Origin of the sequence: Amycolatopsis regifaucium (assembly GCF_001613935.1) — a bacterium.
In the GTDB taxonomy this organism is placed as follows: domain Bacteria; phylum Actinomycetota; class Actinomycetes; order Mycobacteriales; family Pseudonocardiaceae; genus Amycolatopsis; species Amycolatopsis regifaucium.
On record NZ_LQCI01000011.1, the window covers coordinates 167,594 to 183,794 of the forward strand.

Here is a 16,201-nt window from a genome sequence, read left to right on the forward strand (position 1 = left end):
GACACCGTGTTGTTCGGCGATGTAAGCGAGGAATTGACGCGACGTGTGGTGGAAGCCCTTCACCACGTCAGCGACATGGAACCGTCCGGCGCCCTGGTGCGGGCCTCTTCGCGGAGCGGGGTCGACTATCAGTGCGATCTCGCGATGAGCCTGGGCAAACGGCTCGGCAAGCCGCCGAGGGAGGTCGCCGCCGACATCGCGACACGGCTCGACGTCGCCGATATCGCCGAGCCGCCGAAGATCGCGGGACCGGGTTTTCTCAACTTCACCCTGCGCACGTCCTGGCTGGAAGACCGGACGACCGCGCTCAACGGCGACCCACGGCTGGGCACCGCGGTGACGGCGCGGCCGCGGCGGATCGCGATCGACTACAGCAGCCCGAACGTGGCGAAGGAGATGCATGTCGGGCATCTCCGGCCCACCATCATCGGTGACGCGATCGCACGGCTGCTGCGGTTCGCCGGACACGACGTCATCCCGCACAACCATCTCGGCGATTGGGGCACCCCGTTCGGGATGCTGATCGAGCACCTGCTCGACGAGCGTCCGTCGGGTCCTTACACGATCGGTGATCTCAACGGTTTCTATCGCGCCGCCCGGTCGAAGTTCGAAACCGACGACGACTTCGCGACCCGGTCGCGGGAGCGGGTAGTGCTCCTTCAGGGTGGTGACGACGACACCTTGTCGTTGTGGCGACATCTGGTCGACGAGTCGACAAGACACTTCACTCAGGTCTACGAACTTCTCGGAATCGACCTGTCGAGTGAGGACGTCTACGGCGAGAGCTTTTACAACCCGTTCCTCGGTGCGGTCGTGGACGACCTGACAGCCGTCGGGCTCACCGAGCTCAGCGATGGTGCCGTCTGCGTCTTCCCCGACGGCTTCCGCAACCGGGAAGGCGAGCCGCTACCGCTCATCGTGCGCAAGCGGGACGGCGGCTACGGCTACGCGGCCACCGATCTCGCGACCGTGCGCTACTGGACGGAGCAACGCCGCGTGAACGACCTGCTTTATGTCGTCGGAGCGCCCCAAGCACAGCACTTCGCGATGGTGTTCGCCGTCTGCCGGGCGGCCGGTTGGCTCGGTGAGGAGCACCGGGCCGAGCACATCGGATTCGGCTCGGTGCTCGGTGAAGACGGCCGCGCCATGAAGACCAGGGCCGGCGAGTCGGTCCGCCTTTCCGACCTGCTCACCGAGGCGGTTTCCCACGCCGCCGCGGTGATCGACGGCCGGGGCGACCTCTCCCCCGAGGTCAGGGAAGAGGTCGCCGGCGCGATCGGAATCGGGGCGGTCAAGTACGCCGACCTTTCCGGCGATCGTGAGCGTGATTACGTCTTTTCCTGGGAACGGATGCTGTCCAAGAACGGGAACACCTCGGTCTACCTGCAGTACGCCAATGCGCGGATCCGCTCAGTGCTGGCGAAGGCGGACCAGGAACTCACCGGTGTGCGGATCACGCTCGGCCATCCCGCCGAGCGGGCGTTGGCTCTCGCCTTGGCCCGGTTCCCCGAAGCCGTCGGCTCGGCGATCGCGGGACATCTCCCCCACAAACTGTGCACGTACCTCTACGAAACCGCGGTCGTGTTCTCGCGGTTCTATGAACAGTGCCCGGTGCTGGACGCGGAAGGGCCCGGCGTCCGCGACTCCCGGCTGCTGCTGGCCGACCTCACGTCGAAGACGCTGACGCTGGGCTTGTCCCTGCTCGGGATCTCCACCCCTGCCAGGCTATGAATCGCCGTGGTCGCTGAAGACCTTGCGCTTCAACGGAGGGACGGCCTGGAAGAAGCGGAACATCCCCCGTGCCATCGTGCGGCCCGCCCGGTTCTCCGACACGAACTGGCGGGCACTGCGCTCCGAGTCGCGCACCGCCGCGAAACCGTAATCACGCATCTGTTGCTCGTAGTCGGCGACCGCGGCGGGCACGGCACCGGTCTTCTGTGCCGCGACGAGGTTGCGGCACAACATCCGCGCGTCCCGGAGCGCGGTGTTCGCGCCGATGCCACGGAACGGGGTCATGCTGTGGATCGCGTCCCCGAGCAGGGTGATGTTGCTCGTCGGCCATGGCTCGACGGGTTTCGACGTGAAGATCGGCAGCCGGGACACCGATCCCGACGGTGAACCGGCGACGAGCTCCTTGAACGCGGGAGCCCAGCCATCGACCAAGTCCAGCATGAGCGCCCGCAGGGCCGCACCGTCCAATGAGGACAGGTTGTCCGGGTAGCGCCGGTTGTCGGCCGCGAACGCCCACATGATGTAGCTCGACGTGTTGTCGAACAGAACTGGGTCGTACTCAGCGGTCTCGTCGTTGACCGACGAAGCGCCGTTCAGTTCGTGCGGCACGCTGAACAGTCCCGCACCCGTGCGGGGCATCACCATACTCGGCCCCCCGGTAAGCCGGGCGGGCAAGCGTTCGCGGGTCTCCTGGTTCAGCGGGTACTTGCCCGCGATCGCGATGATCCCGGTGTCCACCCGATCGGCGTGCGGCAGGAATTGCTTCCGCACCCGGGAGTTCGCTCCGTCCGCGCCGATCACCAGATCCGCCTCGGCGGTGCTTCCGTCTGCGAACTCGCAGACTACCGCTTCCCCCTTTCTCCGGTATCCCACGAACTCCTTCCCGTACTGAAGAACTTCTTCGAGTCCGTCGGACAGCACCTGGTGCAGGCTGATCCGGCTGACCGAATGGTGGTTCGACGCGGGATCCGGGCTCGGGGTCAGTTCATTGTCGATCACCATCAGATCTTTCAGCTGCTCGGTCACGAACGAGAACGGTCCGCTCGAAGTGCCGGTGGTGGCCAGAAGCCGTGTCCACAGTTCGGACGGCAGGCATTCATGCAGGGCCGCCGATCCCTGCGGGTTGATATGGACGCGATAGCCCTGAAGCCGCTCGGCCCGAGTGCGGCTGCGCTCGTAGACGGACACGTCGACACCGGCCTTGCGCAGCCCCTGCGCCAGGCAGAGCCCGCCCGTACCGCCGCCGATGATCGCGATTCTCGTGGTCATGTGATCTCCTCTCCGGATCTCCACTATCATCCACTTGGATGATAAAGTCAACCAAACGTTTGAAAGAGTCAGCGACTAAGCTGAGCACATGTCCGAAGCCGCCGCTCGAAGCCCACGCCGCGCCCCCGTCGAACGGCAGCGAGATCCCGAGCGCACCAAGGCGCAGCTCCTGGAGGCGGCGAAAACCGAGTTCGGCGCGAAGGGGTACGCCGCGGCACGCGTCAGCGAGATCGCCGCGAAGGCGGGTGTGAACAAGCAGCTGATCTCGTACTACTTCGGCGGCAAGGAAGGGCTGTACAACGCTCTGACCGCGACGATGGCCGATGACTACGTCGCGGCCTCCGACCACGACCAGCCGTTCGCTGACGTGGTGCGGTTCTTCGCCCAGTCAGCGGTGCGAGACCGCGACCTCGCCAAACTGTTCCTCTGGGAGAACCTGACCGACGGGGCACCCGACGCCATCGGCGTCGAAGGGCAGCGGGAGTTTCTTCAACAGCAGGTCGAGTACATCCGGGCCCGCCAGACCGCAGGCGACCTTCCCCCGGACCTCGACCCGGGGTTCCTGCTGGTGACCTTCATGGCCGCGGCCAGTGCGGCGCTGGCGCTCCCCCGCGTCGTGCGGCTGGTCACGGGCCAAGACCCCAACTCGGCCGAATTCGCAGAGGCCTACGGCGAACAACTGGCGCGGCTCGTCGACCACCTCGCGACCGGTCGAGATCAAGAGGCGTGACCGGTCACCTTTGGCGTCAACCTAGGTTGATTTCGCCACCATATCTAGCCCACTGCCAGACCACCATGCCCCACATGCTGGGTTCGGCGATAGCAAAGGTCCCCCGCTCCCCCGGTGGAAAAGGTTGACTTTCAGGGGCGCAGGGGGACGAGATCGTCAGCATGGACGACCTCGCGGCGCTGTTCGGCGGGAAGGTCGTGGCTGGAGCGGCCGATGAGGTCGGGGAGTTCGTGGGCGTCGAACGCGACGACGCCCCGCGCCACGGTGCGTTGCCGGAGGTCCACCAGGTCGACGACGTCGCCCGCTTGGAAGTCGCCGTCGATGCCGGTGATCCCGGCGGCGAGCAGGGAGCGGCGGCGCCGGACGACGGCCGCGACGGCACCGTCGTCGAGGTGGAGTCTCCCGGACGCGCCCGCGGCGTAGCCTAGCCAGAACCGGCGGGCCGACAGGCGGGAGTCCGCGGCGACGAAGGCCGTGCCCACCTCGGCGGTGGTGAGGGCGCGGGCCGCTTCGGAAGCGGCGGCGAGCAGGACCGGGATGCCGGCGCCGGCGGCGGTGCGGGCCGCGGCGAGCTTCGAGACCATGCCACCGGTACCGAGCCCGGAGCTCGACATACCGACCGTGATGCCGTCCACATCGGACTCGTCGGCGACCTCGGCTATCTTGCGAGTGGCGCCGTCACGGGGGTCCCCGTCGTAAAGACCGTCTACATCGGACAACAGGACGAGCCCGTCGGCGCCGATCAGGTGAGCCACGAGGGCGGCGAGCCGGTCATTGTCGCCGAAGCGGATCTCTTCGGTGGCCACGGTGTCGTTCTCGTTGACCACGGGAACCGCGCCGAGCGCCAGCAGGCGGGTGAACGTGTTCTGCGCGTTGCGGTAGTGCGAACGACGCACGACGTCGTCCGAAGTCAGCAGAACCTGGCCCACGGTCAGGGAAAACCGGCCGAACGACTCGGCGTAGGCATGGGCCAGCGCGAGTTGCCCCACGCTGGCGGCGGCCTGCTGGGTGGCGAGGTCGCGTGGTCGTTTGCCGAGCGCGAGCGGCGCAAGTCCCGCGCCGATCGCCCCCGACGAGACCAGCACGATCTGCGTGCCGCGGGAGACCCGCTCGGCGATCGCGTCGACCAGCGCGTCCAGCCTGGCCACGTCGAGACCGTCACCGGCGGTGGTCAGCGCGGAGGAACCGACCTTGACGACCACCCGTTTCGCGGCGGCGAGCGCCTCACGGGTCGAGCTCACTCGTCGTCCGTCTCGTCTTCGGCACCGTCGGGGCCGTCACGACGGATGCGGCGGGCTTCCTTGCGCTCGGCGGCGCCGATCCGGTTGTTGTTCTCCAGCCGCACATCCGTGCCGCGGCCCGACATGTGCACCGCGACGCCGGCCGGGGTCGACGGCTCCCATTCGAACTGGACGTCGCCGATCGTGACCGGGCTGCCGGGTACAGCGCCCTTCTTGGCCAATGCTTCTTCGACGCCGAGGCGCTGCAGGCGGTCCGCGAGGTAGCCGACGGCCTCGTCGTTGCCGAAGCTCGTCTGGCGGATCCACCGCTCCGGACGGACACCGCGCACGATGAAGGCGCCTTCCTCGTCCGGGTCGTGCTCGACGGTGAAGCCCGCGTCGTTGACGGCCATCGGCCGCAGCACGACCTTCTCCGGCTCCGGTTCCGGCTGCTCGGCGCGGTACTTCTCGACCACGGCGGCGAGCGCGTAGGTCAGTTCCTTCAGGCCCTGCCGCGTCGCCGTGGAGATCTCGAACACGCTGAGCCCGCGGGCCTCCAGCTCGGGGCGTACGAATTCGGCGAGTTCGGCGGCGTCCGGGACGTCGATCTTGTTGAGCACCACCACACGCGGCCGGTCGGCGAGGTCACCGCCGAGGCTCGGGGTGTAGCGGGCGAGTTCTTCTTCGAGGGCGTCCATATCGGACACCGGGTCCCGGCCGGGTTCGAAGGTGGCGCAGTCGATGACGTGCACCAGCACCGCGCACCGCTCGATGTGGCGCAGGAAGTCGAGGCCGAGGCCCTTGCCCTCGCTCGCGCCGGGGATTAGGCCGGGGACGTCGGCCATGGTGAACACGGTCGATCCGGCGGTGATCACGCCCAGGTTCGGTACCAGGGTGGTGAACGGGTAGTCGGCGATCTTCGGCTTGGCCGCGGACAGCACCGAGATCAGCGACGACTTGCCCGCCGACGGGAAGCCCAGCAGGCCGACGTCGGCGACGGACCGGAGTTCCAGAACGAGGTCGCGGCTCTCCCCCGGCTCGCCCAGCAGCGCGAATCCGGGGGCCTTGCGGGCGTTGGAGGCCAGCGACGCGTTGCCGAGCCCTCCACGGCCGCCCTGCGCGGCGACGAAGGTGGTGCCGGGGCCGACCAGGTCGGCCAGGATCTCGCCGTCCTCGGTCATCACGACGGTGCCGGACGGAACGCGCAGTTCCAGCGTTTCCCCCGCCGCGCCGGCGCGGTTTCCACCCTGGCCCATCTTGCCGTTGCCGGCGCGGGCGTTGGGGCGGAAGTGAAAGTCGAGCAGGGTGTGGACGTTGGGGTCGACGATCAGCAGGACGTCGCCGCCGTTGCCGCCGTTTCCACCGTCCGGGCCGCCGAGGGGTTTGAACTTCTCGCGGTGCACCGAGGCGCAGCCGTTCCCACCGTCGCCGGCGGTCAGATGGATCACCGCGCGGTCCACGAAACGGGACGCCATGACTTGCCTCTATTCACTCGCACTGTGTCTTTCGAAAGACAGGGGGTCATTCGAAAGACAGGAACATACAAAACAAACGAGGGGTGGGCCCGGATATTCCGGCCCCACCCCTCGTCAGAGGTTCTTGCTCGAAGCCGAAACTCAGGCTTCGGACGGCACGATGTTGACCGTCTTGCGGCCACGCTTCTCGCCGAACTGGACCGCACCGGCGGCCAGCGCGAACAGCGTGTCGTCGCCGCCACGGCCGACGTTCACGCCGGGGTGGAACTTGGTGCCACGCTGGCGGATGAGGATCTCGCCGGCGTTGACTTCCTGGCCGCCGTACCGCTTGACGCCCAGCCGCTGCGCGTTCGAATCGCGACCGTTGCGGGAGCTGGACGCACCCTTCTTGTGAGCCATCGCTCAGCCTCTCCCTGAAGATCCGAATTACTTGCTGATGCCGGTGACCTCGACGCGGGTCAGCTTCTGCCGGTGACCCTGACGCTTGTGGTAGCCGGTCTTGTTCTTGAACTTGTGGATCCGGATCTTCGGACCCTTGGTCTGCTCGACGACCTTGCCGGTGACCGAGACCTTCGCCAGTGCGTCGGCGTCCGTGGTGACGTCGCCACCGTCCACAAAGAGGACTGCGGGGAAGGTGTGCTCGGTACCGGGCTCGCCTTCGAGCTTCTCGACCTCGACGACGTCGCCGACGGCCACCTTGTACTGCTTGCCGCCAGTCTTGACGATCGCGTACGCCGACACGGAAGTCTCCTGCTTACTCGACAACGGGTGGGGGCTTGCGTGACCGGCCCGCCGGATTTCTCTCGGCGGTCCAAGGTCTGCGCAAGGTGCCCGCTCTAGGTGCGGGCCGTTCTACAGGTTACGGGGGGCTCCCCGGTGCGATCACACCGGGGTGCCCCTACGTGTTCACTGGCTGTTTTCGGACGCCTTGACCGGGGGACCCGCGGGCCGTGAGGCGGCCCGTCGCGGACGACGGCGGGTGGTGGAGCGGCCGGCGGGGGCCGGGACGTCCACCTCAGGGCCGGTCTCCTCCTGAGCCACCGGCGCCTCGGTCACCGGGACCTCGGGAGCCTCGGGCTCAGGGCCCGATTCCCCGACGACGGCGATCTCTTCTTCGCGCACGGCCGGCACCTCGTCGTCCGAGGTCGTCACCGGTTCACCGGCGAGTTCGGTCGCGGGGGCCTCGGCGACCGGCTCGGAAACCGGCTCAGCCGCGGCCTCGGCCGCCTGTTCGACGGTCGCCTCGGCAACGACGTCCGTGGTCTCCTGCACCGGCTCAGCGGCCTTCTCAGCCGCCTGCGGAGCGTGTCCGTCGAGCGCGGCACCCTCGCCGTTCTCGATGACCTCGTGCGGGTGCTCGCCCTTGGCGGCCTTGGCGGCGTTGGCGACGGCCTGGACCGCCGAGACCACCGATTCACGGTGGCCGGAGCTCGGCGGGACCTCGGCCTTGGCGGCCGCGGGCTCGTTCTGCGCCTGGTCTTCGCCCTTGCCACGGCCACGGGACCGGCGGGAGCCCTGCTCCTTGCCGCCCCCGCCACCGCCACTGCCACCGCCGTGGCTGTGGCCGTTGCCGCCACCGGCGGTGCGCTGAGGCTCGGTCGAGACGACCACGCCGCGGCCCTTGCAGTGCTCACACGGTGTCGAGAACGCCTCGAGCAGCCCGGTGCCGATCTTCTTGCGGGTCATCTGCACCAGGCCGAGCGAGGTGACCTCGGCGACCTGGTGGCGGGTGCGGTCACGGCCGAGGCATTCGGTCAGACGACGCAGGACCAGCTCACGGTTGGATTCGAGCACCATGTCGATGAAGTCGATGACGATGATGCCACCGATGTCCCGGAGCCGGAGCTGGCGGACGATCTCTTCCGCCGACTCCAGGTTGTTCCTGGTCACCGTCTCCTCGAGGTTTCCACCCGATCCGGTGAACTTGCCGGTGTTGACGTCGATGACCGTCATCGCTTCGGTGCGATCGATGACCAGGTAACCGCCCGAGGGCAGCCAGACCTTGCGGTCCAGCGCCTTGGTGATCTGCTCGTCGATCCGGTGGTCGGCGAAGGCCGAGCCGGTGCCGGTGTACCGCTTGACGCGATCCGCCAGGTCCGGCGCCACGTGCTGCACGTAGTTGTAGATGGTGTCCCAGGCCTTGTCGCCCTGGATCTCCAGTTTGGCGAAGTCCTCGGTGAACAGGTCACGCACGACCTTGACCAGCAGGTCCGGCTCTTCGTAGAGCATGACGGGGGCACTGTTCTTCTTGCCGCCGTTGCCCGCTTCGGCCTTCTCCTTGATGACGTCCCACTGCGCCTTGAGGCGGCGGACGTCGCGGTCCAGCTCCTCCTCGCTGATGCCCTCGGAGGCGGTGCGGATGATCACACCGGCGTCCTCGGGGACGATGCGCTTGAGGATGTCCTTCAGCCGGCGGCGCTCGTTCTCCGGCAGCTTCCGGGAGATACCGGTGGCGCCGCCCGCAGGCACGTACACCAGGAAGCGGCCCGGCAGCGAGATCTGCGTGGTCAGCCGGGCACCCTTGTGCCCGACCGGGTCCTTGGTGACCTGGACCAGCACGGAGTCGCCGGTGGAGAGCGCCTGCTCGATCTTGCGGGCCTTGCCCTCGAGACCGGCGGCGTCCCAGTCGACCTCACCGGCGTAGAGCACGGCGTTGCGGCCGCGGCCGATGTCGATGAAGGCGGCCTCCATCGAGGGCAGCACGTTCTGCACGCGGCCGAGGTAGACGTTGCCGACGATCGAGCCGGTGCCCGACGACGTCACGAAGTGCTCGCACAGGACACCGTCCTCGAGCACGCCGATCTGCGTGGAGTCGCCCTTCTCGGCGACGACCATGGTGCGCTCGACCGACTCGCGGCGAGCGAGGAACTCGGCCTCGGACAGGATCGGCGCACGACGACGGCCGGCTTCCCGGCCGTCCCGGCGGCGCTGGCGCTTGGCCTCGAGCCGGGTCGAGCCGCGCACGCTGCGGACCTCGTCCCTGGCGGGACGCTCGGTCTCGGCGGCCTTGGCCTGACGCACGTGGACGACCGTATTGGGCGGGTCGTCGGGGGTGGTTTCGGCGGTGTCGTCGCCGTCCCCGCCCTTGCGACGGCGGCGGCGACGGCGGCGCTTGCTGCCGTTGTCGGAATCGCCGTCGTTGTCCGGATCGGACTCGGCCGACGCCTCTTCGGCGGTCTCGGACTCGGCCTCTTCGGCCTCGGTGTCCTTGACGTCCTTGTCCGTCTTGTCGGTGCGGTCCTTGCCACGCGGCTGACGGCCACGCGGAGTCTCGGACGCCTCTTCGTCGTTCTCGGAGTCGGCCGAGTTCTCGTCGCCGCCCTTGCCACGGCCACGCCCGCGACGTCCGCGACGGCGGCGGCGGCGGCTGTTGGCGTCGTCACCGTCCTCGTCGGCACCGTCCTGGCTATCGGCCTGCTCGGTCTGCGTCTCGTCCTCATCGGAGGAGATCTCTTCGGTCTCGGCGAAGGACGGCTCCGGTCGGCGGGCGGGCTTCGCCGCGACTGGCTCCGGCGGCAGGAAGATCGGCGACGGCGCCGCGAAGACCGGGACGTGCACGGCGGCCCTCGACGGCCGGGTCGTCCGCTGCGGCGGCTCCGGCGTCACCGGGGCGGCCAGCGCGGGCGGAACCCGCCGGGAGGATGCCTCGGCCTGCGGAGCGGGCTCAGCCTTAACCTCGGCCTGGACCTCGGGCTTCGTCTCCACCTCGGGCTCGGGCGCGGCCGGAACCTCGGCGACGGGGCTCTCGACAACAGGAGGCTCGGCGGCCGGCGCCGCTTCGGCGGTCTTGGGCTCGTCTCCGCCGGTGAGGGCTTCGGCGAGCTTGATGGCCACATCGCGGGTGACGCTGGACTGCGCGCTACGAACGGTCTCGCCGAGCTCACCGAGCTTGGCCATCAGTTCCCGGCTGTTGGATCCCAGGAGCTTCGCCAGGGCGTGCACCCGGATCCGGGGAGGCAGTTCGGCCAGCTGGCCTGCGATGGGTGTGGCGGTATTCCCGCCGGTGACGGCGGGTGTGTCCGCGTTCGACATATATCTCCTCCGCCCCCGGGCGCGTCGGCTGGCTCACACCGGCTCGACGCGGCCGCGCAGGGGCCCCTTTCTGTTCGTTCCGCCGTGGTGGTCACCAGCAGCGGGAATCCTTGCCCGGACCGCGACGGCGCCGGGTTGTCCAAGCGCCGCATACGGCTGAAGGTCTGCTCGGCGGAGCGCTGGCCACGTTCGCGACATCGGGCCGCCCGCCACGTCGTCGAGCCGCCTCGGAAGGCGGCGACGCGTGTGGAGGATGTGCAGCACACCACCGGGCCACGAGACCGCGGGCGCCACCTCTCACGTGTGCCCATCGGCCAGCGGCCACCGCGAGTATCCCACACACCGGCCCCACTCCGGTGTACTCGGTGCCACAGGCCTGACTCCCGGGCGCGCCGCGACCACCGGCCGGGGGAACTTCGCGGCAGAGCTTGTCGACCCGGCCGAGGGTGGCTAGCGTGCCGCTCGGGAGTGCCGAAGCCCAGGCCGAGGCGATCCCCGTAGTCCCTGTTCTCCGGTGGGAGGTCGTGTGTCCCTGCTGGGGCGGTCCCTGCGAGCGGCCGTATGCGCCTTCGTGGTGCTCTGCGGTTCGGTCGTCGCCGCCACGACGGCCGAAGCGGAGTCATCTTGTCATCCCGTAGGCCGGGCGCTGCGTTACGTCGTCGCCTTCGACCGGGGTACCTCCGAAGCCGAGGCGAAGGCGGCCGTCACCGCTGCCTGCGGCAGCCAGACGATCTACTACCCGCAGATCGCGGTGGCCGTCGCGACCTCGGCCGACCGGGACTTCGCGGAGCTGGTCCGGCCCGCCGCGGCGTTCAGCGCGCAGGCGGAACGGCTGGCGGTCCAGCGGGCGAACGGGAGACCGTCGGCCAGGTCGACGCCCGCGCGCGCGGAGCTCGAACCGACCGATCCGGCGAAGGTGCCCAAGGCCGATCGCACCGGCGAGCAGTGGGACATGCGCGCGATCGGCGCCGACAAGGCCCGCGCGATCGAGCGGGGCAGCAAGGACGTCGTCGTCGGCGTCCTCGACTCCGGGGTCGACCCTGTCCACCCCGAACTGACGACCGCGCTCGACCCCGCCAAATCGGCGGGCTGCCTCACCGGCGCCCCCGACCGGAACTGGGCCGCGACGACGTCGGCGCACGGCACCCACGTCGCGGGAATCATCGCCGCGGCCGATGACGGCAAGGGCGTCACCGGGGTGGCGCCCGGGGTGCGGATCGCCTCGGTGAAGGTGATCGACGATCGCGGCTACGCCGATCCCGAGGCCGCCGTCTGCGGCCTGATGTGGGCCGCGTCACAGAACATGACGGTGACGAACAGCAGCTACTTCGTCGATCCGTGGTCGCTCTCGTGCGCCCACGATGACGAACGGGGCGTGGTGAACGAGGTCATGGCGCGTGCGGTCGAGTACGCGACCTCGGCGGGCACCCTCAACATCGCGGCGGCGACCAACGAGGCCGCCGGGCTGGTGCCGTCCCCCCGATCGGGTGTTCGGGCGCGGACCGACGGCTGCCAGGCGCTGCCCGCCGGCCTGCGAGACGTCGTGGCGGTGTCGTCCGTGAGCGCGGAGCGGATCAAGGCGGGCTACAGCTCGTACGGGCTGGGCGTGATCGACGTGACCGCTCCCGGCGGCGAGGCCGGGCAGTGCGTGCTTTCGACCGTTCCCGGCGGGTACGCGCCGTTGTGCGGGACGTCGATGGCGGCGCCGCATGTCGCCGGTGTCACCGCGTTGCTCGCTTCGGAGCACCCAGGCTACAGCGCCCGGCAGCTGAAGCGGACGCTGGACGCGCAGGCGACGCCGATCGCCTGCCCCGCCGACTACGACCTCACCGGTGACGGCTCGCAAGACGCGTACTGCACCGGGTACGCGGGATTCAACGGCTTCTACGGACATGGGATGGTCGACGCGCTGGCCGCGGTGGCGCCGAAGCCGGGCGTTCCGTCCTCGGCCCGGTGAGTTCCGGCCTTCCGCATTCAGTCCTCTAAATGCGGAGTGGGTCAGCGCAGCAGCAGCTTCCCGAAGCGCCGTGACGCCCCGTAGATCCCGACCGCCGCCAGCGCCGTCAGGTACAGCACGTTCCCGACCATGCTCCACGACAGCACGCCGACCGACAGCCCGCGCATCAGCTCGATCCCGTGGTACAGCGGGAAGATCCGCACGATCCACTGGATCGCCTCCGGATAGACCGACAGCGGGTAGAACGTCGTGGAGAACAGGAACAGCGGCATCAGCACGAGGTTGATGTAGTCGAACTGGGAAACCGACCGCAGGAAGGTCACCAGCACGATGCCGATGGCCGAGAACGCCATCGCGATCAGCAGTGCCGCCGGGATCATCAGCACGGCCCACCACGACCCGGGCAAACCCATCGCGGTCATCACGCCGAGGAAGGTCATCGAGTAGATCCCGCCGCGCAGCACCGACCAGCCGACCTCGCCGAGCGCGATGTCCAACGGCCCGATCGGGGTGGCGAGCATGGCGTCGTACAGCTTCGCGTACTTCAGCTTGAAGAACAGGTTGTACGTCGAGTCGAGGATGGCGCCGTTCATCGCCGACGCCGCGAGCAGACCGGGCGCGACGAAGGCGACGTAACTCATCACCTGGCCGCCGGGCCCGACGACCTCGCCGACCAGCTTGCCGAAGCCGAGCTGGAAGGCCATCAGGTAGAACAGCGGCTCGAAGGCGCCGGACACGAACAGCATCCAGACGTGCGAGTAGGTCAGGAAGGTGCGTTCCAGCACCGCCTTCGACCGGCCGCTGTACATCGACGGGGGCAGGACGCGCAGCAGCACCCCGCGCCGCGGGGCTTCGACGAGAACAGCCACTTCAGACCACCAGCCGTCGGTAGAAGTACTTGTGCGCCAGCGCCCAGCCCGCCCCGGCCAGTACGACCAGGAAGGCGAGGTGCCCCAGCGTGGCGAGCGGACCGACGGTGCCGAGGCTGACCGCCCTGGCTGCTTCGTTGCCGTGCCACAAAGGCGAAAGCCAGGCGATCCACATCAGCGGGGCCGGCAGTTCGGCGATGGGGAAGAACGTTCCGGAGAACAACGTCATCGGGATCAGGATGAACCGGAACACCAGTCCGAACCGGGAGCCCTCGTCGTAGGTGGTCGCGGCGAGCGCCATCACCGGGGTGCCGCAGGCGAGACCGGTGAGCGTCCCGATCAGGATGACCGCGAGCACGCCGAAGCTCGTCCACGAACCGAACAGCGCGGCGATGACGGCGTAGATCGCCCCGGCCAGCGTCAGCCGGATCCCGACCCAGATGATCTGGCTGCCGAGGACCTGGCCCGGTGTGATCGGCGACGCGGTGACGGCCACGTAGCTCTGCTGCCATTTGAACCCGGACAGCACCGGGTAGCTGGACTCCCCCACCGCCAGCTGCGCCGCGCCGGCGACGAGCAGCGCGGGCGCGACGTACTCGAGGTAGGAGAACCCGCCTGTCGCGGCGCCGGCCTGCACCTGTGAGCCGAAGCCGAGCCCCATCGCGGCCAGGAACATCACCGGCTGCAGGCCCGTCGAGTACAACGTGGACAGCCAGTACCGGCGGTACCACATCCAGTACCCCTCGACCCGTAGCCAGGCGCCGAGCCAAGTCGACACCACGCGGCCCGTCGAGGCCTTCGTTCCCGCTGTGGTCATCAGTCCACCAGCGTCCGGCCGGTGAGGCGGAGGAAGACGTCCTCCAGCGAACTGCGGCGGACCAGGCTCGACAACGGCCGCAGCCCGCGCGCGTGCGTCTGTTCGAGGGTGGCCTCGCCGGTCATCGTGTACAGCAAGACGCGATCCGGGAGCACCTCGACGCGTTCGGCGAGGCCTTCGACCCGCTTCGCGGCCGCCTCCTGTTCGCCGTTCGGGAAGCGCAGCTCGACGACCTCGCGGGTGGAGTACCGGCTGATCAGATCCGCGGGCGAGCCTTCCGCGGCGATCCGGCCGTTGTCCATCACGACCAGCCTGTCGCAGAGCTGCTCCGCTTCGTCCATGTAGTGCGTGGTGATGATCAGCGTGGTCCCGCCCGCCTTGAGCCGGAACAGCCTGTCCCACAGCAGATGCCTCGCCTGCGGGTCCAGCCCCGTCGTCGGCTCGTCGAGCAGGAGCAGCTCCGGATCGTTGACCAGGGACCGCGCGATGGTCAGCCGCCGCTTCATCCCGCCGGAGAGCGAATCGACCTCCGCGTCCGCCCGGTCGGTGAGCTGGGCGAACTCCATCAGCTCCTCGGCCTTGCTCCGCACATGCGCCCGCGAGAGCCCGAAGTAGCGACCGTAGATCTGCAGGTTCTGCCGGACGGTGAGCTCGGTGTCCAGGTTGTCCTGCTGCGGCACCACTCCGAGCCGGGCGCGGATCTTCGGCCCCTCGATGTCCGGATCCATCCCGAGAACGCGCAGGTCACCGTCGCTGCGGGGCGACACGCTCGCGATCATCCGCATGGTGGAGGATTTGCCGGCGCCGTTGGGCCCGAGGAAGCCGAACGCCTCCCCCGGGCGGACGTCCACGTCGATCCCGCGCACGGCCTCGAAATCGCCGAAGCGCTTCACCAACGCCTTCGCCTGCACCATCGCCGATTCGTGCTCTGAGTCACCCACGGTTCGCACCCTAGGACCTGGCACCGACAAAATTCGACCGGTTTATCCGCCCCCTTGTTGGACGGTCCCGCCTCGTCGATACTCACCGACCATGAGTCTCAAGCCCAGAATCGCCCTGTTGTCCGTTTTTGTCAGCGCCGGGCTCCTGCTGGCGCCTGCGGCCCAAGCGGCCGAGACCACTGTGGACGGCCGGACCGTCGATCCGCGTCCTTCCACCGCCAAGCTGGCCTTCGAACTGCACAAACTGGCGCTGCTCAGCCACGGCAAGATCCGGGTGAGCGAGATCGGCCGCAGCAACGAGGGCCGTCCGGTGTGGGCGGCCAGGGTCGGCCACGGCAAGACGCGTGTCCAGTACGTCACCCAGCAGCATGGCGACGAGCCGCTGGGCACCCCCGCCGCGCTCGAGTTCCTGCGCAAGGTCGGCGTCGAGCACAGCGCGTGGGCCCGGAAACTGCTCGCGAAGGTGACCGTCGACATCGTCGTACGCGCCAACCCGGACGGGCACGAGCGCGACTGGCGCTACAACTATGACCCGAAGGCCACCCCCGAGTACGGCGAGAAGGGCAAGGGCTACGACATCAACCGCTACCACGACCCGGCCGTCGCGCCTGCGGACAACCCGGCCACCGAGGCGGGGCTGATCCAGCGGCGGAACGCGGCGTTCAAGCCGGACATCATGGTCGACTACCACATGCAGGGCCGGTATCGGGACGCCGATGGCAAGGAGATCACCGCTTCGACGATGTGGCCGACACATCCGGGCGTGAAACCGTCCGATGTGGACTTCGCCAAGCAGATCGCGGTCGTGGTGCAGCGGTCGATCGACGGCAACGGCGGCTACGTCTCGCAGTACCCGGGCGGCGACTACCAGGGCATCGCGCGCAACGGGTACGGCCTGCTCGGCAACGGCAGCGTGCTGATCGAACTCAGCCTCATCCCGGAGCGTGAGCAGGCGCAGATCCGGGACGCGCTGGCGTCGATGCTCGCGATCGCGCAGGCCGCGGCCGACGGTTCGGTGCGGAAGGTGGACCCGGCCGACGCCGAGGCGATCCCGCCCCGGGGACCGGCGTTGCCGGGTACGGTCGAAGAAGGGGACGAAGCCGCCTGACGCGTGCAATGAAAGGCCCCTTCATTGAGCCTTTTTCATCTTGGTGGTGGGG

The 16,201-nt window shown here is 68.8% G+C and carries 13 protein-coding genes; 4 read left to right on the forward strand and 9 right to left on the reverse strand.

The genetic code is table 11. The features are described from left to right. Nucleotides 1-6: 6 nt before the first annotated feature. A complete protein-coding gene (gene argS, locus AVL48_RS14430; protein WP_061982690.1) occupies nucleotides 7-1,731 on the forward strand; it encodes an arginine--tRNA ligase in 1,725 nt (574 codons plus the stop codon). Here argS and AVL48_RS14435 read toward each other — a convergent pair. After that, complete coding sequence (locus AVL48_RS14435; RefSeq protein ID WP_061982689.1) at nucleotides 1,726-3,000, reverse strand: FAD-dependent oxidoreductase; 1,275 nt, start codon at nucleotides 2,998-3,000, stop codon at nucleotides 1,726-1,728. The genes argS and AVL48_RS14435 overlap by 6 nt on opposite strands. An 88-nt stretch (nucleotides 3,001-3,088) precedes the next feature. Here AVL48_RS14435 and AVL48_RS14440 point away from each other — a divergent pair, with 88 nt between their 5' ends. After that, complete coding sequence (locus AVL48_RS14440; RefSeq protein WP_061982688.1) at nucleotides 3,089-3,730, forward strand: TetR/AcrR family transcriptional regulator; 642 nt, start codon at nucleotides 3,089-3,091, stop codon at nucleotides 3,728-3,730. Between the two features lie 131 nt (nucleotides 3,731-3,861). Here AVL48_RS14440 and proB read toward each other — a convergent pair whose 3' ends face one another. The 5 genes from proB to AVL48_RS14465 form a co-directional block, all read right to left on the reverse strand. Beyond that, entirely contained in the window at nucleotides 3,862-4,971 is a 1,110-nt protein-coding gene (proB, locus tag AVL48_RS14445; RefSeq protein WP_061982687.1) for a glutamate 5-kinase, read from the reverse strand. Beyond that, a complete protein-coding gene (obgE, locus tag AVL48_RS14450; protein ID WP_061982686.1) occupies nucleotides 4,968-6,425 on the reverse strand; it encodes a GTPase ObgE in 1,458 nt (485 codons plus the stop codon). The genes proB and obgE overlap by 4 nt, the downstream gene beginning before the upstream one ends. Before the next feature lie 141 nt (nucleotides 6,426-6,566). After that, nucleotides 6,567-6,824, reverse strand: coding sequence for a 50S ribosomal protein L27 (gene rpmA, locus AVL48_RS14455; RefSeq protein ID WP_003067129.1), 258 nt, complete (start codon nucleotides 6,822-6,824; stop codon nucleotides 6,567-6,569). A 27-nt stretch (nucleotides 6,825-6,851) separates the two neighbouring features. Further along, the gene (gene rplU / locus AVL48_RS14460; protein WP_005158538.1) at nucleotides 6,852-7,166 is read right to left on the reverse strand and encodes a 50S ribosomal protein L21; all 315 of its coding nucleotides are present in this window, start codon (nucleotides 7,164-7,166) and stop codon (nucleotides 6,852-6,854) included. A 165-nt stretch (nucleotides 7,167-7,331) separates the two neighbouring features. Beyond that, nucleotides 7,332-10,457 carry a ribonuclease E/G gene (locus AVL48_RS14465; protein ID WP_061982685.1) on the reverse strand — a complete coding sequence of 1,042 codons (3,126 nt, stop codon included), beginning with the start codon at nucleotides 10,455-10,457 and terminating at the stop codon, nucleotides 7,332-7,334. 526 nt (nucleotides 10,458-10,983) lie between these two features. Here AVL48_RS14465 and AVL48_RS14470 point away from each other — a divergent pair. Next, complete coding sequence (locus AVL48_RS14470; protein WP_061982684.1) at nucleotides 10,984-12,414, forward strand: S8 family peptidase; 1,431 nt, start codon at nucleotides 10,984-10,986, stop codon at nucleotides 12,412-12,414. 41 nt (nucleotides 12,415-12,455) lie between these two features. Here AVL48_RS14470 and AVL48_RS14475 read toward each other — a convergent pair whose 3' ends face one another. The 3 genes from AVL48_RS14475 to AVL48_RS14485 all read right to left on the reverse strand — a co-directional run bounded on the left by AVL48_RS14475 (nucleotide 12,456) and on the right by AVL48_RS14485 (nucleotide 15,014). After that, nucleotides 12,456-13,223, reverse strand: a complete 768-nt coding sequence (locus tag AVL48_RS14475) for an ABC transporter permease (RefSeq protein ID WP_143105044.1) — start codon at nucleotides 13,221-13,223, stop codon at nucleotides 12,456-12,458. Nucleotides 13,224-13,284: 61 nt separating this feature from the next. Beyond that, nucleotides 13,285-14,100: an ABC transporter permease gene (locus AVL48_RS14480; RefSeq protein WP_061982682.1), complete on the reverse strand. Its 816-nt coding sequence runs from the start codon at nucleotides 14,098-14,100 to the stop codon at nucleotides 13,285-13,287. Then, nucleotides 14,100-15,014, reverse strand: a complete 915-nt coding sequence (locus tag AVL48_RS14485) for an ABC transporter ATP-binding protein (protein WP_061982681.1) — start codon at nucleotides 15,012-15,014, stop codon at nucleotides 14,100-14,102. The genes AVL48_RS14480 and AVL48_RS14485 overlap by 1 nt, the downstream gene beginning before the upstream one ends. Nucleotides 15,015-15,132: 118 nt before the next feature. Between AVL48_RS14485 and AVL48_RS14490 the strand changes: the two genes are divergently transcribed. Continuing rightward, a complete protein-coding gene (locus tag AVL48_RS14490) occupies nucleotides 15,133-16,149 on the forward strand; it encodes a M14 family zinc carboxypeptidase (RefSeq protein ID WP_061982680.1) in 1,017 nt (338 codons plus the stop codon). The last annotated feature ends 52 nt before the right edge of the window (nucleotides 16,150-16,201 follow it).